General features: G+C 62.8%; 1 protein-coding gene. It reads left to right on the forward strand.

Annotated features, from left to right (window positions below):
- Positions 1 to 2: 2 nt before the first annotated feature.
- Entirely contained in the window at positions 3 to 26,795 is a 26,793-nt protein-coding gene (locus GN300_RS28985) for a non-ribosomal peptide synthase/polyketide synthase (protein WP_233405720.1), read from the forward strand.
- The last annotated feature ends 33 nt before the right edge of the window (positions 26,796 to 26,828 follow it).

Raw genomic sequence — 26,828 nt, forward strand, 5'->3', positions numbered from 1 at the left:
CTGTGAAACCCTTCGAGGTAAGTCGGACCGACCCTTCTGATGAGACGCTCTTTCCGCTCTCGGCCGCCCAACGGGCAACCTGGTTCGCTCAGCAATTCGATCCCGAAGTCCCGATTCTGATAGCGCACTACGTGGAGCTGCGCGGCGAACTCGACGTCGAACTGCTGGATCGCGAAACGCGAGCGGTGGCATACGAGTTTCAATCTCCTTTGCTCAAAGTGATCGAGATCGACGGTCAACCGATGCAGTATGTGGACGAGACATCTGAGATCACCGTCCGTCTTGTCGACCTCCGTGGGTCCCCCGATCCGATCGAGGATGCCCTCGGGTGGATGCGCCGAGATTGCCGGACGCAGCTCGACCTGGCAGTCGACGGAATCGTCGCGACCGCTGTGCTGCGCGTCGGGGACGCGCACTATCTGTGGTACAGCCGCATCCATCATGTTGCGCTCGACGGTTTCGGTGCCATGACCATGATGAACCGCATTGCGCATCGGTACTCGGCCTCGGCGGCGAGAAAGGACTCGCAGCCGAGTCGTGCCGCGACGCTGCGCACGCTGTACGACATCGACGAGCGGTACAGAATGTCGGATCGATTTGCCGCCGACCGGGAGTACTGGGCTGAGCGCAATACCACCCTCGCTGGATCCAGCCTGGCGGAGGCTTCTGGGCCCGCGCAAACCGAGAGCCGACTCGAAAGCACACTGATGTCGGACCGAAGTTGTGCCCTTCTCTACGAATCCGAGAACCACGCTGCACCGGTCATCGCTGCGCTCGCGTTGTACCTCGCGCGGATGACGGCGAAAGAGACTGTCCAGATTCATGTTCCGATGTCCGGACGGACTACGGCGGTGCTGCGGGACTCGGGCGGCATGATGGTGAACGTCACGCCACTGCTCATCCGTGTCGCGGCGGTCGACACCGTCGGTGAACTGTTCGCCCAGGTCCAACATGAGCTCATGGGTGCATTGCGGCACCAGCGCTGCAGCCTCGACGACATCCGTCGGGACGCAGGCGTGACGAGCGGTCTGGAAGGCGAAGACTCATATGCCGGGCCCATGGTCAACGTCATGCTGTTTCGCCAGGAGGTGCAGTTGGGCGAGGTGGTTGGGGAGTATCACATCGTCACCTCCGGGCCGGTGGAAGACCTTCTGGTCAACGTGTATCCGAGCGGCGACAGGCTGCGTGTCGACTTCCGGGCAAACCCGATCCGATACGAGGAGGCGGGTTTACGCGAGCACCACCGGAACTTTGTCGGCTTGCTGGAAGAGTTGATCGCGTCTGATTCCGGTGCCGAACTCGCAGACATTCACGGCCCGACGGCCCGAGAGGGCGAGCGACGACAACGCGAAGTCCGGCACCTCGAGTATTGGAGACATGAGCTCGCCGGGGCGCCCGAACTTTTGCAACTTCCCTTCGATCGACCCAGGCCTGCAACGCAATCGCTGGACAGTGCACAGGTTGAGGTCCTGATCGCCACCGACACCCACGCGCGGATCACGGCGATGGCGAGTGATCTCGGGACGGACACTCGTGCGGTCTTACATGCGAGCTTTGCTCTCCTGGTGAGCCGGTTGTCCGGTGCTTCGGATGTTGTGATCGGTACGCCCGCGGGATCCGACGCGAGCATCGTCGCCATCCGGAGTCGCATCGATCTGGAGACGCCGTTCACGGCACTCTTGGGCAGTGTCGTCGAGGTCCGAAGTAATGCGCTGCCGCACAGTGGGATACGGCTCGAGCAGTTGGTTCAGCCATTGCACGTGGAGGATGTACCCGCCTATGCGCCGGTTGTACAGGTGATGTTCGAGTCCGTCGCCGGCGCTGACGAGCACCCTCGCGACATCGGCCGCTTCGATCTCGGAGTGTCTGCAGTCGAGACTTTCGACGAGGTGGGTACGCCGTCCGGAATCTCGGTGAGGCTCGCGTTTGCCACCGATCTATTCGACGCCGAGACGGTACGCGGCCTCGGTTTGCGGCTCGCGTGCGTCCTGGAATCCGTCACAGCGGATCCGGCAATCATGGTCGGCGACATCGATATCTTGTCCGACGACGAGCGATCCGCGATACGGCCTGTCCGCGGTGACCCGCGCGCTTCGCATCGCACCCTGGCCGATTTGTTCGACGGTGCGGCGCGCACACACCCCGACGGCGTGGCCCTGTCGTATCTCGATGCCGAGTTGACGTATCGAGAACTCGACGAGCGTTCGTCGAAGTTGGCCCGAGTCTTGATCGACCGCGGCATCGGTCCGGAAAACAGTGTGGCGCTGGGTTTGACGCGTTCGATCGAATCGGTTGTCGCGATGTTGGCCGTGAGCAAAGCCGGCGCGGCATTCGTGCCGGTGGATCCGACCTATCCGGGTGAACGTGTTCGCTTCATGCTGACCGATTCCGGCGCCGTACTGGGGCTCACGGTCGTTTCCGAACTTCATCGTTTGCCGGATTCGATTTCCTGGATAGCAATCGACGACGCTGAGTTCCGTGGCCGACTTGCACGGTTGTCCGTGCGCTCCATCTCCGATGTCGATCGGGTGCACCCGATCCGGCCCGACAGTCCTGCATACGTGATCTACACGTCCGGATCCACCGGACTCCCCAAGGGGGTGACGGTCTCGCATCGTGGACTGGAAGCGCTTGCTGCCGAACAGCGTTCGCGGTTCGGTGCGACCCAGGATGCGCGAACGTTGCACTTCTCGACCCCGAGTTTCGACGCCTCGATTTTCGAATACCTGCTGGCTTTCGGTGCCGGAGCGACCATGGTGATTGCACCGAGCACGATCTACGGCGGTGACGAGCTGTCTCACTTCCTCGAATCCCAGCGTGTCACGCATGGTTTTGTCACTACTGCGGCGCTCGGAACAGTTTCTCCCGAGGGCCTTTCGGACTTCGGCGAAGTGGTGGTCGGTGGTGAGGCCTGTCCGCCGGATCTCGTGCAGCGGTGGGCTCCCGGCCGACGGCTGTGCAATGCGTACGGGCCGACCGAGACCACCGTCATGTCGAACATCGGCGAGCCGATGGTGTCGTCGGAGAACATCACAGTGGGCGGTCCGCTCCGCGGCTTCGAGGAGATCGTGCTCGATCAGCGATTGCACCCCGTCCCCGACGGTGTTGTGGGCGAACTGTACATCTCGGGAGACGCGCTCGCACGTGGATATCACCGGAAGTATGCGTTGACCGCAGAACGATTCGTGGCAGACCCCTTCGGCCTCCCCGGGCAGCGGATGTATCGAACGGGGGATTTGGTGCGGTGGCGCCGTGGCCGTGGACTCGAGTACGTCGGTCGTAGTGACTTCCAGGTGAAAGTTCGCGGATTTCGTATCGAACTCGGGGAAATCGACAGCGTCGTGCGGTCGTGTCCGCAGGTCGAGAATGCAGTCACCGTGGCGCGTGCGGCTCCCTCCGGGACAGCGATGATCACCACGTACGTCGTGCCTGCCGGCGGAAGTGCGCTCTCGACGGCCGAGCTGACGCGGTACGTCGCGAGCCGTGTTCCGTCGTACATGGTTCCTGCGGCATTTGTTCTACTCGACGAGTTGCCGGTAACTCCGGCGGGAAAGGTCGATCGCGCTGCGTTACCGGCACCTCGGCTCGATGCTCGGTCGGACGACTTTCGACCGCCCGAGGGCGCTGAGGAACTAGTGCTCGCCGAGATTTTTGCCGATGTTCTAGGCGTCGAGACGGTGGGTGCGGGTGACGACTTCTTCGATCTGGGCGGGAACTCACTGATTGCCACGAAGCTGATCGCTCGCGTAAATGCCGCTGAAGAAATCGATTTCGGGGTGCGGACTTTGTTCGAAGCACCGACTATCGAATCATTGGCCCGTCACGTGCGGGATGCGACGTCATCCCGCGTTGATCGCACGCGTTCGAAGCGTCCAATCCTGCAGGCACATTCGTACAGGGACAAGATTCCGGTGTCTGTGGCACAACGACGCCTGTGGTTCGTCAATCAGTTCGACACGTCGTCCCCGGCCTACAACATTCCGATGGTGGTCCGACTGTCAGGTGCCTTGGATGTCGCTGCGATGCAGCGCGCGGTGGGAGATGTTGTCGATCGGCATGAATCGCTCCGTACCGTCTACCCGGCGTCGGTCGACGGCCCACATCAGGTAGTAGTGCCTTCGGAACGCGTGACGTCGAAGATCGCGTGGGAAGTATCCGTGGACGAGGAAGCCTTGGACAGGCGCATCGCCGATCTCGCTCGCGAGGGGTTCGACGTGAGCGCGAACGTGCCCCTGCGCGGCTCCCTTTTTCGGGTCACGCCGGACGATCATGTCCTTGCGCTGGTGGTTCACCATATTTCGGCGGACGGAGCATCCCTCGAGCCGCTGGCCCGCGACCTGACCCGCGCCTACGCGGCGCGGGCTGCGAAACGGGCACCGGACTGGTCGCCTTTGCCTGTGCAGTACGCCGACTACAGCCAATGGCAGATCGAACTGCTCGGCAGTGACGACGATCCGGACACGCTCGAGGCGAAGCAGTTGGACTACTGGACGTCCACCCTGGCCGGTCTACCTGACGTGATCGACCTTCCGCTGGATCGACCGAGACCGGCGGAACGATCCATGCGCGGTGAATCGGTCCGATTCTCGGTGCCCGCAGACGTGCACAGTGAACTCCTCGAACTCGCTCGGAATCACAACACGACACCGTTCATGGTGATGCACGCAGTGCTGGCGGTTCTGTTGGCACGGCTGAGCGCCTCGCCGGACATAGCGATCGGGACTCCGGTAGGAGGGCGCGCCGAGCAAGTCCTCGACGATCTGGTCGGGATGTTCGTCAACACGGTCGTCCTGCGAATCACCGTTGACACCGCCGCGACTTTCGAGGAGATCCTTTCACGAACTCGCGAAGTCGATCTGGCAGCGTTCGGACAAGCCGAGGTGCCGTTCGAGCGAGTCGTCGATGCAGTTGCGCCGGAGCGTTCGTCATCTCGCTCACCGCTCTTCCAGGTTCTGTTGGAATTCCAGAACACCGCAGATCCCCACCTCGAACTACCCGGACTGGGTGTCGATGTTGTTCCAGTCGACGTCGGTGTCGCCAAATTCGACTTGCAACTGTCGCTCTCCGAGCAGCGTGGCAAAGACGGCGTCCCCATGGGTTTCGATGCCGCCTTCACCTATGCCTCCGATATCTTCGAGCGCACCACAGTCGCCGAGTTCGGCGAGCGTTTCGTCCGCCTCCTCCGGTCGGTCGTGTCGGATCCAACAGTGCCAGTAGGGGATACGGAAATTTTGGGCGCGCCCGAGCGTGGGTTGGTGGTGGGTGGTTGGGATGGTGTGGGGGTTGTGGTGGGGGGTTTGACGTTGGTGGATGTGTTGGATGGGCGGTTTGCTGGTGTGGGTGGTGGGGGGTTGGTGTGTGGTGGGGTGGTGTTGTCGTGGGGTGAGTTCGATGTTCGGGTGAATCGTTTTGCGCGGTTTTTGATTTCGTTGGGGGTGGGTCCGGAGTCGCGGGTGTGTGTGGCGTTGTCGCGGTCGGTGGAGTTGTTGGTGGCGGTGTTTGCGGTGGTGCGGGCTGGTGGGGTGTTTGTTCCGGTGGATGTGGGTGCGCCGGTGGAGCGGGTGGGGTTTGTGGTGGGGGTGGTGGATCCGGTGGTGGTGTTGTCGCGGGTTGGTGATGGTGGGTGTTTGCCGGTGGGGGTGGGGTTTGTTGATGTGGGTTGTGTTGATGTTTCGGGGTTTTCGGGTGGTCCGGTGGGGGTGGGGGATCGGTTGGGGGTGTTGTTGCCTGAGCATGCGGTGTATGTGATGTTCACGTCGGGGTCGACGGGTCGTCCGAAGGGGGTGGTGGTGTCGCATGCGGGGGTGGTGAATCGGTTGTTGTGGATGCAGGGGGAGTTTCCGTTGGGTGTGGGGGATGTGGTGTTGCAGAAGACGCCGGTGTCGTTCGATGTGTCGGTGTGGGAGTTGTTTTGGCCGTTGATGGTGGGTGCGCGGTTGGTGGTGGCGGATCCGGGTGGGCATCGTGATCCGGTGTATTTGGTGGGTGTGATCGAGCGGTGGGGGGTGTCGGTGGTGCATTTTGTGCCGTCGATGTTGGAGGTGTTCGTGGGGGAGTTGAGCGTGGGGGAGTTGGGGGTGGGGTGTTCGGGTTTGCGTCGGGTGTTTGTGTCGGGTGAGGGGTTGTCGTCGGTGTTGGCGGGGCGGTTTGCGGGGGTGTGTGGTGCGGAGTTGGTGAATTTGTACGGGCCGACGGAGGCGTCGGTGGATGTGACGTTTCATGTGGTGGAGGGTGTTGTGGGGGTGGGTGTTCCGATTGGTCGGCCGGTGTGGAATACGCGGGTGTTGGTGTTGGATTCGCGGTTGCGGCCGGTTCCGGTGGGTGTGGTGGGGGAGTTGTATGTGGGTGGGGTGCAGGTGGCTCGGGGGTATGAGGGTCGTGTGGATTTGACGGTGGGTCGGTTTGTGGCGGATCCGGTGTCGGGGGTGGTGGGTGCTCGGGTGTATCGGACGGGTGATGTGGTGCGGTGGGGGTGTGGTGGGGTGTTGGAGTTTGTGGGGCGCACGGATTTTCAGGTGAAGGTGCGGGGGCAGCGGGTGGAGTTGGGTGAGGTGGAGGCGGTGTTGGCTGCTCAGGTGGGGGTGGCTGGTGCGGTGGTGGTGTTGCGGTCGGGTGTGGGTGGGGATTTTTTGGTGGGGTTTGTGGTGGGTGAGGTGGGGGTGGTGGTCGATGAGGTGGTGGTGTTGGAGGGGGTGCGGAGGTCTCTTCCGGGGTTCATGGTGCCGTCGGTGGTGGTGGTGTTGGGGGAGTTTCCGGTGACGGTGCATGGGAAGTTGGACCGTAAAGCCCTCCCGGACGTCAACTTCGAACCTCAAGCGCTGCAGTATGTTGCGCCACGAACGCCGGTCGAGGAGACGGTTGCCGCAATCTTCGATGATCTGCTGGGAACGTCGACGGTGGGCGTGAACGACGACTTTTTTGCCCTGGGTGGGAACTCTCTCAGTGCGGCCAGGTTGGTTGCGCGAGTGAATTCTGTTCTCGGCGAACGGATCAATATTCGTGACGTCTTCGATGCTTCTACCGTTGCAGCGCTGGCCGAATTGGCGCAGTGTCGCGGAGGAGAGGGGGCCAAGCCGGCGTTGACGCCGCGGGTTATGACGACAGATATCCCACTTTCACCGGCGCAGGAGCGAATGTGGTTTGCGAATCAGTTCGCCCCCGAGTCCGCCGCCTACAACGTCGCGTGCGCGTTGAGGCTCGAAGGTGCAGTGAACGTGAGTGCGCTTCAGGCTGCATTTGTCGACGTCGTCGAGCGGCACGAGTCCTTGCGCACCGTTTTTCCTCTCATCGATGACGGCCCGCGTCAAGTGATCATGTCCACCTCACAGGTGGTATCGGATCTTGCACCGATACTTGTGCAGGGAGAGGAAGAGCTGCGCGAGCGTAGCCGGCAGATCGCTTCGGATGGTTTCGACGTCACGCAGCAGGTCCCGATGCGCGCCACCTTGTTGCGGCGAGATGACCAGGTCCACTCGCATGTCCTGGTGATCGTGATTCACCACATCGCCGCCGACGGATTCTCGACGGTACCGCTGGCCCGAGATCTCATGAGCGCATACTCCTCCCGAGTGAACGGTGAGGCACCGCAGTGGGCGCCGCTCGGGATCCAGTATGCCGACTACGCGTTGTGGCAACGTGGTTGGTTGGGCTCGGAATCGGACTCTCGGTCTCTGATCTCGAAACAGCTCGGCTATTGGGCCGAGAATCTTGCGGGCGCACCGGAGGTTCTCGACATTCCGACCGATCGACCGCGCGGTGATGTGCGTTCGCTTCGACGCGGACGGATCAGGTTCGTGTTCGGTCCGAAGGTGCATGCCGGTGTGGTTGCCCTGTCGCGCAAACACAACGCCACGGTCTTCATGGTTGTGCACGCAGCCTTGGCAGTGCTGCTGGCGAGGCTCAGTGATGAGGACGACGTAGCCGTCGGAACTCCCATCGCCGGGCGTGGGGAGCGCGAACTCGACGACCTGGTGGGCATGTTCGTCAACACGTTGGTCTTGCGCACTGCAGTGGACCGCGGCGCGACTTTCGGAGACTTCCTCGACCAGGTCCGAAACGTAGATCTGAGCGCCTTCATTCACGCGGACGTGCCGTTCGAAAGAGTCGTCGAGATCGTGAATCCTTCACGTTCGACGGCGTACTCGCCCCTGTTTCAAGTCATGTTGGAGTTCCAAGACATCGAACGGCCTGCACTCGAACTCCCCGACCTGCAGGTGACCGACGTGGGCGTCGAGATCGACACCATCAACTTCGATCTTCAGTTGACGGTGACGCAGAACGCCGGCGCAGCCGGCGAATCGGACGGTCTTCGCGCCGAATTCGGATATGCCACAGATATTTTCGACGAGGAAACGGTAGCGGGCTTCGCCGACCGCCTGCAACGGATTCTCGAGCGCGTTATCACGGATCCGCAATCACGGATCGGAGATATCGAGATCCTCGACGCCTATGAGTCAGCCGAACTGGTACCCGTGCGAGGTGAGATTTCCGCCGCTGTTCAGACCCTTCCGGATTTGCTGACTGCAGCAACAGATATGGCGACTGCCCAGGATCCCGGCGCCGTCGCGTTGGTGTTCGAGGAACGTGAAGTGACCTATCTCGAACTCGACGCGCAGTCGAACCGATTGGCCCGCATGCTGATCGAATCCGGAGTGGGTCCCGAATCGGTGGTGGCGTTGTGTCTCCCACGCTCCATCGAGTCCGTTCTGGCGGTGTGGTCCATTGCCAAGACAGGTGCGGCATTCCTTCCCGTGGACCCGGGACATCCTGCTGCTCGTATCGAGCACATGCTGGGCGACTCCGGTGCAGGGTGGGGGATAACGTCTCGCGCTCACAACGCGGCATTGTCCGGCCTCGTGCCGTGGCTGGTCCTCGACGATGCCGGTTTCGAGGAACGGCTGCGGGCGTACTCGCCATCGAAAGTCACCGACGCGGATCGGAAGGCACCGATTCGCATCGACAATCCGGTCTATCTGATCTACACGTCGGGGTCGACAGGAACACCCAAGGGCGTGACGGTCACACATCGCGGGTTGAGCGACTTCGCGCTCCAGGAGCGTGAGACCTTCGCCGCCACGACCCGATCCAGAACTCTGCACTTCGCTTCGCCGAGTTTCGACGCGTCGGTTCTCGAGCTCGTGATGGCCGTTGGTGCTGGAGCCACGATGGTGATCGTGCCACCGACCGTCTACGGCGGGTCGGAACTGGCGGCGTTACTGGAGCGCGAGCGCGTCACCCATTGTTTTGTGACTCCGGCGGCCTTAACGTCCGTCGACCCAGACGGTCTCACCACTGTCGGTTGTGTCGTGACAGGTGGGGAAGCGTGTCCGCCGGAATTGGTGGCCCGCTGGGCTCCGGGCAGAAAGATGTTCAACGCCTACGGTCCTACCGAGGCAACTGTCGTGTCGAGCATCAGTGCGGCACTGGCTCCGAACGACCCGGTCACTATCGGCACACCTACTCGCGGATTCAGCGAGGTAGTGCTGGACTCGCGTCTGCGAGCGGTACCGGTAGGTGTCGCGGGGGAGTTGTATCTTGCCGGGCCGGCTCTCGCTCGCGGCTATCACCGGCGATACCCGTTGACCGCCACGCAGTTTGTCGCAGATCCCTTCGGTGCGCCGGGAACGCGGATCTATCGCACGGGCGATCGCGTGCGGTGGACGCCCGACCGACGGCTGGAGTATCTCGGGCGCACCGATGCCCAAGTCAAAGTCCGTGGGTTCCGCATCGAACTCGGGGAAGTCGAGGTGGCACTGCAGACGCACCCGCGCGTGGCCCAGGCGGTGACGGCCGTCTGGAACGGCGACGGCAGGGATCGGTTGATCGGCTACGTGGTTCCCGATCGCGGAGCGAGTGTCGATCCGCGAGACGTCCTCGCCCATGCAGGCAAGCGCCTGCCGTCGTACATGGTGCCGGCGGCGGTGGTGGTGCTCGACGCCGTTCCGCTGACGGTTCACGGAAAACTCGACCGCGCAGCGCTTCCCACACCCGATTTCTCGTCCGCCGCCACACCCGACCGGCCACCGCGAACGGAAACCGAGAATCTTCTTGCCGCTCTGTTCGCGCAGGTTCTCGGTCTCGACGCGGTAGGAGTGCATGATTCGTTCTTCGAGCTCGGTGGCGACAGCATCATGTCCATCCAATTGGTGGCCCGCGCTCGCGATGCGGGTGTGATCATCTCACCCCGAGATGTTTTCGACCACAAATCCGTCGCCGCGCTTGCCGAGTCGGCGCACCTTGAGCAGGACAGGCCTGATGTACTCGCGGAGCTACCGGGATCCGCTGTCGGAACTGTTCCATTGAGCCCGGTGGCGCAGTGGATGCTCGACCGCAGCAGTGGCGGGCTGCGTGGCGGCGGAGTGAAACGGTTCTCCCAGGCGCTCTTGCTGACAGCTCCCGCTGATCTCACCCAGGACCTCCTTGTCCGTGGTCTCCAGGTGTTGCTGGACCGCCACGGAATGCTTCGAGCTCGCTTGGTTGAGAGTGACCGGGTCATGGAAGTCTTACCACCCGGCTCGATCTCGGCCGAAGGACTGATCCACCGCGTAGCTGTCGATTCGGTGGACGACGAAGGTTTCAGGGCCTTGGCGTCGGGAGAACTCGAGGCCGTGGCCGACAGCTTGGATCCCGCCACGGCTGACATGGTGCGCGTGATCTGGTTCGACCTGGCCGACAAACCTGACGTGTCGACCGGGCGGGGCCGACTACTTGTGGTGATTCATCACCTGGTTGTCGACGGCGTCTCGTGGCGCATTCTGGTCACCGACCTGGCGTCGGTGACAGCACAACTCCAGGCCGGTGTCACGCCCGAACTGCCACAGATCGGAACGTCGTTCCGGCGATGGGCGCATGGGCTTGTCGAGCACGTGGGCGACCGGAGCGTCGAACTGGACATATGGAAAACGATCCTGGACGGCGATGACCCGTTGATCGGTTCGCGCCCACTCGATCCCACGATCGACGTCGACGACACGGTCGACACCGTTACAGTGGACATCTCGCCTTCGGCGACCAGGAACCTTCTCACCACGGTTCCTGCGGCATTCCACGCCGGCGTGAACGACGGACTCGTCACCGCTGTTGCGTTCGCCTCGATCGAGTGGCGACGACGCCGCGGTATGGATACCGCTGCCGCCCTGATCACGCTCGAAGGACACGGGCGCGAGGAAGGAGCGGTTCCTGGTGCAGACCTCGCTCGCACCGTTGGTTGGTTCACCACGCTCTACCCGGTGCGCGTGGAACTTGGCGCAATCGACGTCGACGACGCACTGGCAGGTGGCGCCGACGCCGGGCGGGCTCTCAAAGCTGTCAAAGAGTACGTGCGTGCGATCCCCGATCATGGAATCGGATTCGGGATGTTGCGGTACCTGTCGGGCGAGAGCGACCCACTCGGCCGATTCCGTTCTCCTCAGATCAGTTTCAACTATCTGGGCCGGATCAGCTCCTCTGACGGAACACAGGACTGGCTGCCGGTGGAGGGCAATCGAAGGCTCGGCGGAACCCAGAACCCGTCCATGCCTGTGGCGTCCGTGATCGACATCAACGCCGCGGTTGAGGACCACGTCGACGGGCCGTGCCTGACAGCATCTTTCACCTTTCCCCGCGGAGTGCTCGACAGGTCTGACATCGCGGAGTTCGCGGAACTGTGGCGTCGTGCGCTCGACGGACTCACCGCGCACGCGTCGCGACCTGATGCGGGCGGTCTGACGCCGTCGGACATTCCCCTGGTCTCGGTGGACCAACAACAGATCGAACGCTGGGAGAACGACTTCCCCGGATTGCACGATGTCTGGTCGGTGTCGCCCCTTCAGGCCGGGCTGATGTTCCATGCCTCACTGGCGGCCACGTCGACGGACGTCTACACAGCGCAGTTGTGCGTCGAGCTCGAAGGATCGGTTGATTCCGAGCGTTTGCGCGGCGCTGCTGCCGGACTATTGGCAAACCACCCGAATCTGTGTGCAGCGTTCGTCTACGACGTACACGGCCTACCGGTGCAGTTGATTGTCGACGATGCCGTGATTCCCTGGACCGAGGTCGACCTGAGTGATCGCGGATCGGCAACCGACACAGATCTGGAGCGCCGCCTCGCCGAGGATCGCAGTGCACCCTTCGACCTCGCTTCGCCGCCACTGCTTCGGCTGACGTTGCTGCGAACCTCGCCGACGAGGTGTGTGTTGGTGGTGACGAACCATCACATCGTTCTCGACGGTTGGTCGATGCCGTTGCTGGTTCGCGAACTGTTGATGCGATACGCGGACGACAGTCTCTCGGTCGAGAGGGCCCCGGCCGATCTTCCCGAGACTCCGTCGTACCGCACCTATCTGGAATGGTTGATGCACCGCGATATGGAGACCTCGCTCGCGGCGTGGGAGGACGCCTTGGAAGGCGTCGACGAGCCGACGTTGTTGGCGCCTTCGACGCCGATCGCGGAGCAGCTGGTGCCCGAAGAGGTTGCCGTCGATCTACCCGATTCGGTGCGCGACGGACTCGGTGCGCTGGTCCAACGGAGCGGGATCACGATGAACACGGTGATCCAGGCGGCGTGGGGTGTCCTACTGTCTCGGATGCTTTCCCGTGACGACGTAGTCTTCGGCGTCACGGTTTCGGGCCGCTCACCCGAGTTGCCTGGTGTGGAAAACATGATGGGGCTGCTGATCAACACGTTGCCTGTCCGAGTGCAACTGGATCCGGACGAGACGTGTACGCAGCTGCTCGCTCGACTGCAAAGCGAGCAGACAGCTCTGCTCGATCATCACTATGTCGGACTCGGCGCGATTCAATCTGTCGTAGGGACAGGCAATTTGTTCGACACACTGTCGGTCTTCGAGTCGTATCCGATCGATACCTCGGGGATGGGCGGGAACACCGACATTGCCGGTATGCGCGTCACCGCTGTGAATGCCCGCGACGCCACGCATTACCCGCTCACCGTGCTGTCGGTCGCGGAACCGACGCTGCAGGTCAGCCTGCGGTACCAGCCGGCGGCATTCGACCGCGCCGCGGTCGACACCATTGCACAGCGAATGTCGCGGATTCTTGCCGCCTTCGCAGCGAACGCGGATACACCGGTGGGTGAGGTCGACGTGTTTGTCGCCGGTGAGCGTGGGTTGGTGGTGGGTGGTTGGGATGGTGTGGGGGTTGTGGTGGGGGGTTTGACGTTGGTGGATGTGTTGGATGGGCGGTTTGCTGGTGTGGGTGGTGGGGGGTTGGTGTGTGGTGGGGTGGTGTTGTCGTGGGGTGAGTTCGATGTTCGGGTGAATCGTTTTGCGCGGTTTTTGATTTCGTTGGGGGTGGGTCCGGAGTCGCGGGTGTGTGTGGCGTTGTCGCGGTCGGTGGAGTTGTTGGTGGCGGTGTTTGCGGTGGTGCGGGCTGGTGGGGTGTTTGTTCCGGTGGATGTGGGTGCGCCGGTGGAGCGGGTGGGGTTTGTGGTGGGGGTGGTGGATCCGGTGGTGGTGTTGTCGCGGGTTGGTGATGGTGGGTGTTTGCCGGTGGGGGTGGGGTTTGTTGATGTGGGTTGTGTTGATGTTTCGGGGTTTTCGGGTGGTCCGGTGGGGGTGGGGGATCGGTTGGGGGTGTTGTTGCCTGAGCATGCGGTGTATGTGATGTTCACGTCGGGGTCGACGGGTCGTCCGAAGGGGGTGGTGGTGTCGCATGCGGGGGTGGTGAATCGGTTGTTGTGGATGCAGGGGGAGTTTCCGTTGGGTGTGGGGGATGTGGTGTTGCAGAAGACGCCGGTGTCGTTCGATGTGTCGGTGTGGGAGTTGTTTTGGCCGTTGATGGTGGGTGCGCGGTTGGTGGTGGCGGATCCGGGTGGGCATCGTGATCCGGTGTATTTGGTGGGTGTGATCGAGCGGTGGGGGGTGTCGGTGGTGCATTTTGTGCCGTCGATGTTGGAGGTGTTCGTGGGGGAGTTGAGCGTGGGGGAGTTGGGGGTGGGGTGTTCGGGTTTGCGTCGGGTGTTTGTGTCGGGTGAGGGGTTGTCGTCGGTGTTGGCGGGGCGGTTTGCGGGGGTGTGTGGTGCGGAGTTGGTGAATTTGTACGGGCCGACGGAGGCGTCGGTGGATGTGACGTTTCATGTGGTGGAGGGTGTTGTGGGGGTGGGTGTTCCGATTGGTCGGCCGGTGTGGAATACGCGGGTGTTGGTGTTGGATTCGCGGTTGCGGCCGGTTCCGGTGGGTGTGGTGGGGGAGTTGTATGTGGGTGGGGTGCAGGTGGCTCGGGGGTATGAGGGTCGTGTGGATTTGACGGTGGGTCGGTTTGTGGCGGATCCGGTGTCGGGGGTGGTGGGTGCTCGGGTGTATCGGACGGGTGATGTGGTGCGGTGGGGGTGTGGTGGGGTGTTGGAGTTTGTGGGGCGCAAGGATTTTCAGGTGAAGGTGCGGGGGCAGCGGGTGGAGTTGGGTGAGGTGGAGGCGGTGTTGGCTGCTCAGGTGGGGGTGGCTGGTGCGGTGGTGGTGTTGCGGTCGGGTGTGGGTGGGGATTTTTTGGTGGGGTTTGTGGTGGGTGAGGTGGGGGTGGTGGTCGATGAGGTGGTGGTGTTGGAGGGGGTGCGGAGGTCTCTTCCGGGGTTCATGGTGCCGTCGGTGGTGGTGGTGTTGGGGGAGTTTCCGGTGACGGTGCATGGGAAGTTGGACCGTAAAGCCCTCCCGGACACTGATTTTGCGAGCGCTGCGTTTCGGACTCCCGCCACTCCTGCCGAAATCGGAATCGCCCGTGCTGTTGCCGACGTTCTCGGTCTCGACCAGGTGGGTGCCGACGACAGTTTCTTCGAACTCGGCGGGGATTCCCTCAGCGCCACTCGAGTCATCGCCCGCATCAACGCCGCATTGCACACCAATATGGGGGTCAATGCACTGTTCGACGCCCCCGTGGTCGCGGACCTGGCGGCCTCGATAGATCCAATCGACTCCGCGCCGGGCGAGCCTGGACTCGAGGAAGCTACTCGTGTGCCCCTCACGAGTAGGGCACGGCCAGAACGTATTCCGCTGTCGTTCGCGCAATCGCGGATGTGGTTCGTCAACCAGTTCGACACGTCGTCTCCGCTCTACAACATCCCCGTCGCACTACAACTGGACGGGTTCCTGGATTCGGGTGCGCTCCAAGCCGCGCTGGGTGATGTGGTGGAACGGCACGAATCCCTTCGAACGATCTTTCCTGCGTCCGCAGACGGGCCCTACCAGGTGATCGCCGAACCCGCGGTCGCTGCTCCTCGAATCCACCCCGTGCCGATTCCCGGCGAGGGGCTTTTCACGGACTTGCGCGCGTTCTTCGACATCGGATTCGATGTGTCCGAAGGGTTCCCGCTGCACGTGAGGTTACTCCGAACCGGACCGGAGCAGCATGTACTCGCGATCGTTGTTCACCACATCGCCGCAGACGGCTTCTCGATGGCACCACTGGCACGCGACCTGATGAGTGCATATACCGCGCGCACGCAAGGTCGGAGCCCGGACTGGGTGCCGCTGCCGATTCAGTACGCCGACTACACCCTCTGGCAGCGTGAGATCGTCGACGCAGACGTTGGTCCGGAAACTTCGCCCTCGGCCGAATTCGATTATTGGACAGCGAAGCTGTCGGGTATTCCGGACGTCTTGCCGCTCCCTCTCGATAGACCACGAACCTCGAAACGGTCTGCCGAGGGCGCGGTGGTTTCGATGGACTTCTCGCCCGAGATCCATCGAGCTTTGAACGAACTCGCACACCAGAACGGTTCGTCTCTGTTCATGGTGATGCATGCGGCTCTGGCGGTATTGCTGGCACGGCTCACTACAGCGGACGACGTAGTGATCGGGACTCCGGTCGCAGGTCGCGGTGCATCGGTGTTCGACGATGTGGTCGGGATGTTCGTCAACACGCTCGTCCTTCGCACACCTGTCTCATCCGGAGCAACCTTTGCCGAGGTGTTGGCCGCGGTGCGGTCAATGGATCTCGGTGCTCTGGACCATGCAGACATCCCCTTCGAGAGGTTGGTGGATTACCTCTCGCCCGACCGTTCCACCGAGCATTCACCTCTGTTTCAGGTACTCCTCGAATTCCAGACCGATACGGGACTGCGCTTCGACTTGCCGGAACTGACGGTTCGCTCGCTCGACGTCGATCTCGCGGTTGCGAAATTCGATCTGCAACTGAGTGTGATGGAGCACGTCGACGAGCACGGTGAGCCCGCTGGTATCAGCGCCGGTTTCCGTTATGCAACAGATATTTTCGATCGAATGTCGGTGGCGCGCATCGCGGCGCGCTTCGAAAGAGTGATCGGCGCCGTGACCGAGAACCAGTCGGTGGTCGTCGGTGATATCGACATGATTCTGGCCGGCGAACTCAGCGGGTTGCTGGTTGCGCCCACGCCCTCTGGCGCCGGAACAGACGAGGATTCGTTGTCGGATCTCTTCGATCGCACGGCGCGGACGTCCGGTGCTGCCGTGGCGGTGCGCTGCGGCGGATTGTCGGTTACGTACCGCGAACTCGACGAGCGAGCAAACCGCCTTGCTCGACTGTTGGTGGCGCAGGGGGTGGGGCCGGAAACCTTGGTGGCAGTCGCGATGGCCCGCTCGATCGACCTGATGGTGGCATTGCTGGCGGTGGTGAAGGCGGGTGGCGGATACGTACCGGTGGACTCGACTTCTCCGGTAAACCGGGTGGACTTCGTGCTGCGTGACGCCCGGCCGAAGTGTGTGTTGACCACCCGGGCCGACGGCGACTACATACGAGACAGTGACGCAATCGCAGACAGCGAGATTCCAGTGATTGCGGTAGACGACCCGGTGATTCTCGATGCACTGCACAGGTTTTCTCCGCTTGCGGTGACCGACCGAGATCGGCTGCTACCGCTCCGACCCGAATCGGTGGCCTACGTGATCTACACCTCCGGGTCCACCGGGCGCCCGAAGGGGGTGCAGGTTTCTCACCGCAGCGTAGTGACGTTGCTGGCAAACACCAGAGCGCTCTTCGGCTTCGGCAGCGGCGATGTGTGGACGATGTTCCATTCGGAGGCATTCGACTTCTCGGTCTGGGAAATGTGGGGCGCACTCGCACACGGTGGCCGACTGGTACTGGTCGACTACTTCACGGCCCGTTCACCAGAGGCATTCCTCGAATTGCTACGGCACGAACGTGTCACGGTGCTCAATCAAACTCCCACCGCCTTCTATCAATTGGCGGAAGCCGACCGGCTTGCCGGGGGTGCGGCCCTGTCATTGCGCTACGTGATCTTCGGCGGAGAAGCGCTCGACTTCGGACAGTTGACGCGCTGGTACGCCCGCCGCGGGACTTCGTCACCAGATCTGGTCAACATGTACGGCATCACGGAGACCACTGTGCACGTCAGCCATTTACCGCTCGATCGTGTGCTGGTGCGTCAACGATCGGCCTCGGTGATTGGTCGGGCGTTACCCGGATTGCGTGTGTATGTGTTGGATCAGCGGTTGCACCCGGTGCCGCCCGGTGTGGTGGGTGAACTGTATGTCTCCGGTGATCAGGTTTCACGCGGATACCTCGGCCGGTTCGGTCTGACGTCCGCGCGGTTCATTCCCGACCTCGCGGTCAGTGGTGCGCGTATGTATCGATCCGGTGACCTGGGGCGCTGGAACGACAGCGGGCAGCTGGAGTACCTCGGACGAAACGATCTGCAGGTGCAGGTGAAGGGGTACCGAATCGAACTCGGCGAGGTGGAGGCTGCACTGCTCTCCGGAGTGGGCGTGTCTCAGTCGGCGGTGGTAGCCCGCAGAGACCGGTTGGTGGGCTACGTGGTGCCGGAGTCCGGTGCCACTATCTCTCCGGCGGCGTTGCTCGAGTATGTCTCACAGAGGTTGGCGCCCCACATGGTCCCCGCTGTCGTGACGGTTCTCGAGGGTTTGCCGCTGACGGTGAACGGAAAGCTCGACCGGAATGCATTGCCTGAACCTGACTTCGGGCGACAGGCAACCGTAAGTCGTGGCCCCGCGTCCGCGACGGAAAACATCCTTGCGAGTCTGTTCGCCGAAGTTCTGGGACTCGAGGAGGTGGGGGTCGACGATTCGTTCTTCACTCTAGGCGGTGACTCGATCATGTCCATCCAGTTGGTGACGCGCGCCAGGTCTGCCGGAGTTCTGATCACACCGCGCGAGGTGTTCGAACGCAAAACTGTTGCGGCGCTGTCCGAGACGGCCGGAACGGCTGGCAACCGTGTCGTCGTCGACGAATTGCCTGGCGGCGGCGTCGGTGAGATCGAATTGACGCCGATCGTCGAATGGATGCTTGACCGTGGTGGAGATTTTCGCCGGTACTCCCAATCTGTTCTGCTCTCGGTTCCTGCCACGCTCGACGAGGTCACGCTGACACTGGCCATGCAGGCTGTGCTGGACCACCACGACATCCTCCGCGCAGGCATCCGGGCGACGCATCATCCTGAATCCGCTCGGCGGATGGACGTTGCGCCTGTAGGTACGGTGCGGGCGGAGACCGTCGTACGCCACGGGAGCCTCGGGGGTTCTGCCGCGGAGACGGTCTCGACAGAACTCGACGCAGCTCTGGGGCGGCTCGACCCGGAGGCAGGTGTGATGGTGCAGGCAGTCCTGCTCGACACCGACGGACAGATTCAAAAGGACCGGCAGAGCCGGAAACAGTTGCTAATCGTGGCGCACCACCTCGTGACGGACGGCGTTTCCTGGCGAATCCTGATCCCCGATCTTGCACTTGCCTGTGCGCAGGTGCAGTCAGGCGTCGACCCGTCACTTGCTCCGGTCGGAACCTCGATGCGTCGATGGGCACATGGCCTCGTCGACGCCGCGCGCGAGCCGGATCGGGTCGCTGAAATCGACTATTGGCGAGAGGTGCTCGAGGGCCCGGATCCGACTCTGGGTGTGCGCGCCCTGACGAAGAGGGACACCGCCTCGGCCACCATTGACATCGAAGTACGAGTTCCCACGGGATTGACCGAGGCCGTGTCGACGACAGTTCCGCAGGCGATTCATGGGAGCGTCGAGGACGGATTGTTGACGGCTTTGGCACTTGCGATGGTCCGCTGGCGCATGGACCGCGGCATCGACAATCCGGAGACATTGATCAGTCTCGAGGGGCACGGACGCGAGGAACAGGTGGTTCCCGGGGCAGATCTTGCTCGCACGGTGGGATGGTTCACGACGATCTTCCCGGTGCGGATCGATCTGAGCGGAGTGGATCCGGGTGACGCCTTCGCCGGCGGCCCGGCTGCCGGCGTCGCTGCCAAGACTGTCAAGGAACAACTCCGGGCGGTGCCGGACCGCGGCATCGGCTTCGGGTTGCTGCGCTATCTGAACCGCGAAACGGCACACACTCTTTCGCAACTTCCGGTGCCTCAGATCAGCTTCAACTACCTCGGACGCGTCGGTGGATCCGACGCCGACGCTTCAGCGGGATGGGTACCGATCCGTGACGAGGACCTGCGGACGGTTGCGGCCGTCGATCTCCCACTCGCCAGCGTCCTCGAGGTCAACGTGATGACGGTCGACAGCGATACCGAGGACGGTCCGCAGCTCGTTGCCGGCTGGACGTTCCCACCGGACATTCTGGGTGCGGACGACGTTCGGCAACTGGGGCAGTGGTGGCTCGACGCACTGGCCGGACTCGCAGAGTTCGCGGCGGGCGGCGGCGGATTCACACCCTCGGACTTCGATCTGGTCGATCTTCGACAGGAGGCGATCGACGACCTCGAAAGTCGGTGTCCCGACCTGAGCGATGTCTGGCCACTCTCTCCACTGCAAGCGGGGTTGTTGTTCCACGCCGAATTGGCCGAACGATCGGTCGACGCATACCTCGTACAAGTGGCTCTCGATCTAGCCGGCGCAGTCGATTCGGAGCGCCTGCGCCGCGCCGCCGACGCGCTGCTCGGCCGGCATGAGAACCTGCGTACCGCCTTCCTTCACAGCGCCGACGGCCGTGCCGTCCAGGTGGTCCGAAGCAACGTGGCAGCGCCGTGGCAGGAAATCGACCTCACGGGTGCACCAGATCAGGAAATTGATCGAGCGCTGGCCGAGGACCGAGCGCGCCCGTTCGACATGGCACGGGCGCCGTTGATCCGATTCACCCTGATCGCTCTCGCCCCCGAAAAGTTCACGCTCGTGCTCACCAATCATCACATCCTTCTGGACGGCTGGTCCATGCCCCTGCTGATCCGGGAATTGGCGACGCTCTATGCCGCCGACGGTCAAGTGGCGGCCTTGCCTCACGCGCGCGCGTATCGCGACTATCTGACCTGGATGAGCCGCCGCGATCAGCAAGCTTCCCGAGCTGTGTGGGCGAGGACGCTGAGCGGAGTCGAAGGACCGACGCTGTTGGCTCCAGCGGTTCGATCGCGTCGACTCTCCACCATGGCGGCCGAGTGGGTGTTCGATCTGGACGAGGAATTCACAACCTCACTTCGCGGAATGGCGCGTGAACTCGGGCTGACGATCAACACGATTGTTCAGGCATCGTGGGGGATCGTCCTTGCTGCACTGACCGGGAGAGACGATGTGGTGTTCGGAGCGACGGTGTCGGGTCGACCTCCCGAGCTGACCGGGATCGAAACCATGGTCGGGCTGTTCATCAACACAATTCCGGTCCGAATCACGCTGCGCCCGAGTGAAAGTATCGGCACACTCCTCGCGCGGATCCAGGCCGAGCAAGCAGAGCTGTCGGATCACCACTGTCTCGGGCTTTCCGAGATCCACGTAGGCGCGGGGCCGGAGATCGGATTCGACACGTTGACTGTCTTCGAATCGTATCCCGTTGACCGTCAGGGGCTTTCGTCCGATACCGATATTGCGGGGGTCCGGATCACCGATGTCGAAGCCAAGGACGCTGCCCACTACCCGCTCAGCCTCGTAGCATCGGTCGACACCAGGCTCCGCCTGAAATTCGAGTACATACCCGAGGTTTTCGGTGCCGCCGACATCGAAGAGATCGCCGGACGACTGCGGCGCGTACTCGAAGCGTGTACCCAGCCGGATCGTCCCTTGGCTGTGGTGTCGGTGCTCGCAGCCTCCGAACATGCTGAATTGGTGCCAGTCCGTGGCACGGCCGGCGGGTCGTCGCGCGTCTTCCCGGAGATCTTCGACGAGGCAGCCCAGCGTGATCCGAACGCACCGGCCGTGGAATCGGCGGACGGCAGCATGACCTACGGCGAGCTGGACATCCTTTCCAATCGCATTGCTCGCATGTTCGTCTCGCACGGCCTGGGAACCGAGGACTATGTAGCGGTCGGTGTCCCACGTTCTCTCGCGTCCGTGGTGTCGATACTTGCCGTCGCCAAGACAGGCGCTGCGTTCGTGCCGATCGATCCCGACTATCCGGACGAGCGGATCAATCACATGCTGATCGATTCGAAGGTCAGCTTCGGATTGACCACCACCGCGGGCCGAGATCGATTGCCCGATATCGCGGAGTGGCTGATTATCGACGATCCGCATTTCACGAAGAAGTGCGAGGGATTCTCGGGGAGCCCGTTGACCGACAACGACCGACTCCGTCCGATCGGGTTGGATTCAGCTGCCTACGTGGTCTACACCTCGGGGTCGACCGGCGTGCCCAAGGGCGTCGTGGTCACGCAGCGAGGGCTCGACAACTTCGCCCGAGACCAGCTCGAACGCTACGGCGCAACTCCACAATCACGCACGCTGCACTTCTCCACTCCGAGTTTCGACGGGTCGCTCTTCGAATATCTGCAGGCTTTCGGAGCCGGGGCGACGATGGTTGTCGCTCCACCCGGGATCTACGGGGGCGAGGACCTGGCGCAACTTCTGGCAGAGCACGCCGTCACGCACGCGTTCGTCACCACAGCGGCATTGGCATCGGTGGACCCGGCTGGGCTGGAACAACTTTCGGAAGTCGTATTCGGGGGCGAGGCGTGCCCGCCCGACCTCGTCGCTCGCTGGGCACCTGGCCGCCGCCTGTACAACGCGTACGGACCGACCGAAGCAACGATCATGTCCAACGTCAGCCCACCGATGACCGCCGGAGAACCAATCACCATCGGTGGACCCGTCAGGGGCGTCAGCGAACTGGTGCTCGACACTCGACTTCAAGCGGTTCCCGTCGGGGTCCCCGGCGAGCTGTACCTGGCCGGACCAGGCGTGGCACGGGGATATCACCGAAGGGCGGGGTTGACGGCAGAACGCTTTGTTGCCAACCCGGCTGACCCAGGAACGCGGATGTACCGCACCGGCGACATCGTGCGATGGACGGCGGACATGTGTGTCGAGTACGTCGGGCGAAGCGACTTCCAGGTCAAGGTTCGAGGCTTCCGTGTCGAACTCGGTGAGATCGACAGTGTGCTGATGTCGGAGCCCAACGTCGGTTTTGCCGTTACGGTTGCCGATTCCGGCCCCACCGGAGACACCCGACTCGTGTCGTACGTCGTGCCCACGGCGGGTCGACTGGACACCAGGATCCTGATTCGCGCCGTGGCCCGGCGCTTGCCTTCGCACATGGTGCCTGCCGTTCTCACGGTGCTGGAGAACATTCCGTTGACCGCTGTCGGAAAAGTCGACCGTTCGGCGTTGCCAAGACCCGAAATCGAGACGACCACAGGGGATTTCCGTCCCCCGGTCGGCCCGGTCGAACAGGCAGTGTCGGACGTGTTCGGCGAGGTGCTCGGCCTCGAACGAGTCGGTACCGACATCAGTTTCTTCGAGCTCGGTGGAAATTCTCTGAGCGCCACTTCGGTCGCGGCGAGGCTACGGGCGGTGCTCGGAGCTACCGTAGGCGTGCGGGATCTGTTCGAGACGCCGACGGTCGCCGAGTTGGCTACGGTGATCGGCCAGTCGGTTGCCGAAGGGTCGGAGCGACTGGGACCGCGCCCCCGACCCGACAACATCCCCTTGTCGTTTGCTCAGCAGCGGATGTGGTTCGTCAATCAACTCGACACCAGTTCTCCTGCATACAACATTCCGCTCGTGGTGCGGTTGAGCGGTGAACTCGACAAACCGGCCTTGAGATCAGCGATGTCCGATGTCATCGCCCGCCACGAATCGCTGCGAACGATGTTCCCGGTCCACGGTGACGGACCGGTCCAGCACATCCTGCCCACCGAGAGCGCCGAGCTGCCGCAACTGACCGAGACATCGGTGACCGACGAACATCATCTCCGTGACGAGCTTGCCCGGATGGTCTCGGCCGGTTTCGACGTCGCCGCACGAATTCCCCTGCGGGCAGCGTTGTTCACCATCGATGAGCGCGAACACGTGCTTGCCGTAGTGGTGCACCACATCTCGGCTGACGGCTTCTCGATGTCTCCGTTGACCCGAGACGTGATGATTGCATACGAGGCCCACGCGTACGGCGGGGATCCCCAGTGGACGCCGCTTCCAGTCCAGTACGCCGACTTTGCGCTCTGGCAACGGGAGATTCTGGGCTCAGTCGACGACCCCGGGTCGGTGATCAGTGAGCAGTTGGCTTACTGGCGACGTGCACTGTCAGGTGCTCCCGACCTCTTGGAACTTCCGCTCGATCGAGACCGGCCGACGCAACAGAGTTTTCACGGCTCGCGGATTCACTTCTCGATCAGCAATGATCTTCACCGCCGTATTCTGAACGTGTCGCGGCAGCACGAGTCCACTGCATTCATGACTGTGCATGCAGCGCTCGCGCTCTTGCTGGCACGTTTGGGCAGCACCGACGACATCGTGATCGGCACGCCGATCGCCGGCCGGGGAGATCGTGCCCTCGATGATCTGGTCGGCATGTTCGTCGGCACGCTCGCACTGCGCACACAGGTGGATCCGGCTCGATCGTTCCGCGAGTTGGTTGAGCATTGCCGCGAAGTCGACCTCGCCGCGTTCGCTCATTCCGACGTGCCCTTCGAGCGGGTAGTGGACGCGGTCGGGCCGAAACGGTCGAGCGCTTATGCACCGATTTCCTCGGTGTCGCTGGAATTCCAGAACAACAAACGACCGATTCTGAAGCTACCGGGACTGGAAGTCCGCGGGATCGACCCTGAACTCGAGGTAGTGAAGGTAGACCTGGAATTCCTTCTGGCCGAGGAGTACGACGATCGCGGTGAACCGGGAGGGATGAGCGGAGCCGTCGACTTTGCCACTGATCTCTTCGACCCCGGTACGGTCGGCGGTTTTGCCGACATGTTCGTTCGTGTGCTCGAGGCCGTGACCCGGAATCCGCAGGTACCGATCGGTGACATCGACCTACTCGGCGATCCCGAACGTCGCGAGTTGACGCCGGCGCATGGGCTCCCCGAAGTACCTCCGAAATTGTGGCCTGAGTTGTTGGCGGACGCCGTGGCGATCGATCCTGACTCGGTGGCCCTGTCGCTCGAGAACCGGCAGCTCAGTTATCGCGACCTGGACGAGTGGTCGAATCGTGTTGCCCGGGAGTTGTGCGGTCGCGGTGTGGGCCCGGAGACCTTCGTGGCACTGGGAATGCCTCGCTCGATCGAATCGGTGGTGGCGATCTGGTCGGTGACCAAAGCCGGAGCGGCTTTTGTGCCTGTCGATCCGGCCTATCCGCGCGAGCGCGTCGAATACATGCTCGCCGATTGCCGAGCCTCGCTCGGTTTGACTGTTCAGACCAGCCGAACTCACCTACCCGACGTTGTTCCCTGGCTGGAACTCGACGACCCACACTTCGCCCGGCGGGTAGCCGCGCTGTCGCCGGAACCGATCACCGATGACGATCGAACCGGTGAACTGAACCTCGATCATCCGGCCTACCTGATCTACACCTCGGGATCTACCGGGAAACCCAAGGGAGTGAACATTACTCATCGAGGTTTGGCGAGCTTCACGGCCGAAACTCGTGAGAGGTTCGAGGTCACTCACGACTCTCATGTCTCTCAGTTGGCATCGCCGAGTTTCGACGCTTCCATCTTCGAGTTGACGATGGCATTCAGCGCCTCGGCGCAAGTCGTGATCGTTCCGCCTGCTGTGTACGGTGGCGCCGAATTGGCCGATGTTTTCCGGCGCGAGCAGGTCACTCATGCCACCATTACACCGACCGCGCTGGCGGCGTTGGGTGACAACGGTTTCGAGGCGCTCCGTGTTCTCGATCTGGTGGGCGAGGCCTGCCCGCCGGAGGTCGTCGCGCAATGGGCGCCGGGTCGGAGGCTGCACAACGGCTACGGCCCGACTGAAACCACCGTGCAGGCGAGCGTCAGCGATTCGATGAAACCCGGTGCGGGAGTGAATATCGGCTCGCCGGCAGTGGGCTTCGGCTTCCTGGTGCTGGACGAGCGTTTGCAGCCCGTCCCGGTGGGCGTGCCGGGGGAGTTGTACATCATCGGTCCAGGTATGGCACGTGGGTACCATAATCGGGCGTCGCTCACGTCGGAACGATTTGTCGCGTGCTCGTACGGGTCGCCGGGGCGCCGGATGTACCGCACCGGAGATGTCGTGCGTTGGCGTGAATCCGGCGGTGACAGTGCCAAAATCGTTGGCTCCGGCGATGGAGTGCATCACACGCTCGAATACATCGGGCGCAGCGACTTCCAGGTCAAGGTCCGTGGTTTTCGGATCGAACTCGGGGAAATCGATGCAGTTCTCTCACGCCATCCGTCGGTGGACTTCGCCGCGACTGTCGGCCACACGGGACCGTCGGGTGAAACGGTCCTGGTGTCGTACGTGCGTGCGTCAGCTGCCGACGCCACCGGCACTGACGAGATACGGGCGTACGCAGCCAACCGACTACCCTCGCACATGGTTCCGTCGGCAGTGGTGCTTCTCGAGCGGATTCCGATGACACCGGTGGGCAAGCTCGACCGAAAGGCCTTACCGGAACCCGAATTCGGTTCGGCTGCAGCCGAGTTCCGCGAGCCGGTCACCGACACCGAGCGTGCCGTGGTCGACTCGTTCGTCGAGGTTCTGGGTGTCGACCGGGTGAGCACTACCGACAGCTTCTTCGACCTGGGCGGGTCCTCCCTGGTGGCCACCCGAATCGTCAGCGCACTGCACTCTCGTTTCCGACGGAGAATCCCGCTTCAGTGGATGTTCCTCGACCCGACACCCGCTGGAATCGCTCGACGCCTCGACATGCCGACAGCCGACGCCGGTATGGAAGAGCTTCTCGCCGTGGTTGTTCCACTGCGGACGAAAGGGACTGGGCGACCGCTGTTCTGTGTGCACCCCGGTATCGGCCTGTCCTGGGGGTATGCCGGCTTGGTGCGGTATCTGCCCGAGGACAGACCCGTGTACGGACTTCAGCTCCCCGCTCTCAGCGACGACGGTGACTATCAGTCGATCGAACAGTTAGCCCATCGCTACGTCGAAGAGGTGGAGGCCGTTTCGCCGGACGGGCCGTACGACTTACTCGGGTGGTCCCTCGGCGGAGTCATCGCGCACGCCATGGCCGTCGAACTGCAATCGTCCGGCCGCGACGTCGCCACACTGGCGATGATGGACAGCTACCCCGACAACGGCGATGCCCCTGCGTCAGCCGAACTCGACGTCCGAGACCTACTGCGAGGACTCGGCCTCGAGATCGAGACCGACCGAGATCTGACCTTCGACGAGGCGGCGGCCGTGTTGGCCCGGAGGCTCGGGCCCGAGACGGGAGTCGACGGTCGGGACCTCGAACGGATTGCCCGAGGGTACGAGACTTCACAGAGAATCACGCACCAGTTCGTTCCCCAGGTCTACGAAGGAGATCTGCTGATCTTCCTGGCATCGGGAGAAGACGACACGATTCCGCGCGACAGGTCGCCGCAGGAATGGAGCCCACTCGTGACGGGCCGGATCGTGGAGGTGCCCGTGCGCTGCGAACACAACGAGATGATCGAACCTCCGGCCATGGCGGTCATCGGACCGGAGCTCGCCCGGGTGCTCTCGATGTTTTCCGGATACCCCGAACGGGCATGACAACTTCAAGCCACCAAGCCGCACGCCCGCGAA

Origin of the sequence: Rhodococcus sp. Ni2 (genome assembly GCF_021352185.1) — a bacterium.
Taxonomy (GTDB): domain Bacteria; phylum Actinomycetota; class Actinomycetes; order Mycobacteriales; family Mycobacteriaceae; genus Rhodococcus_F; species Rhodococcus_F qingshengii.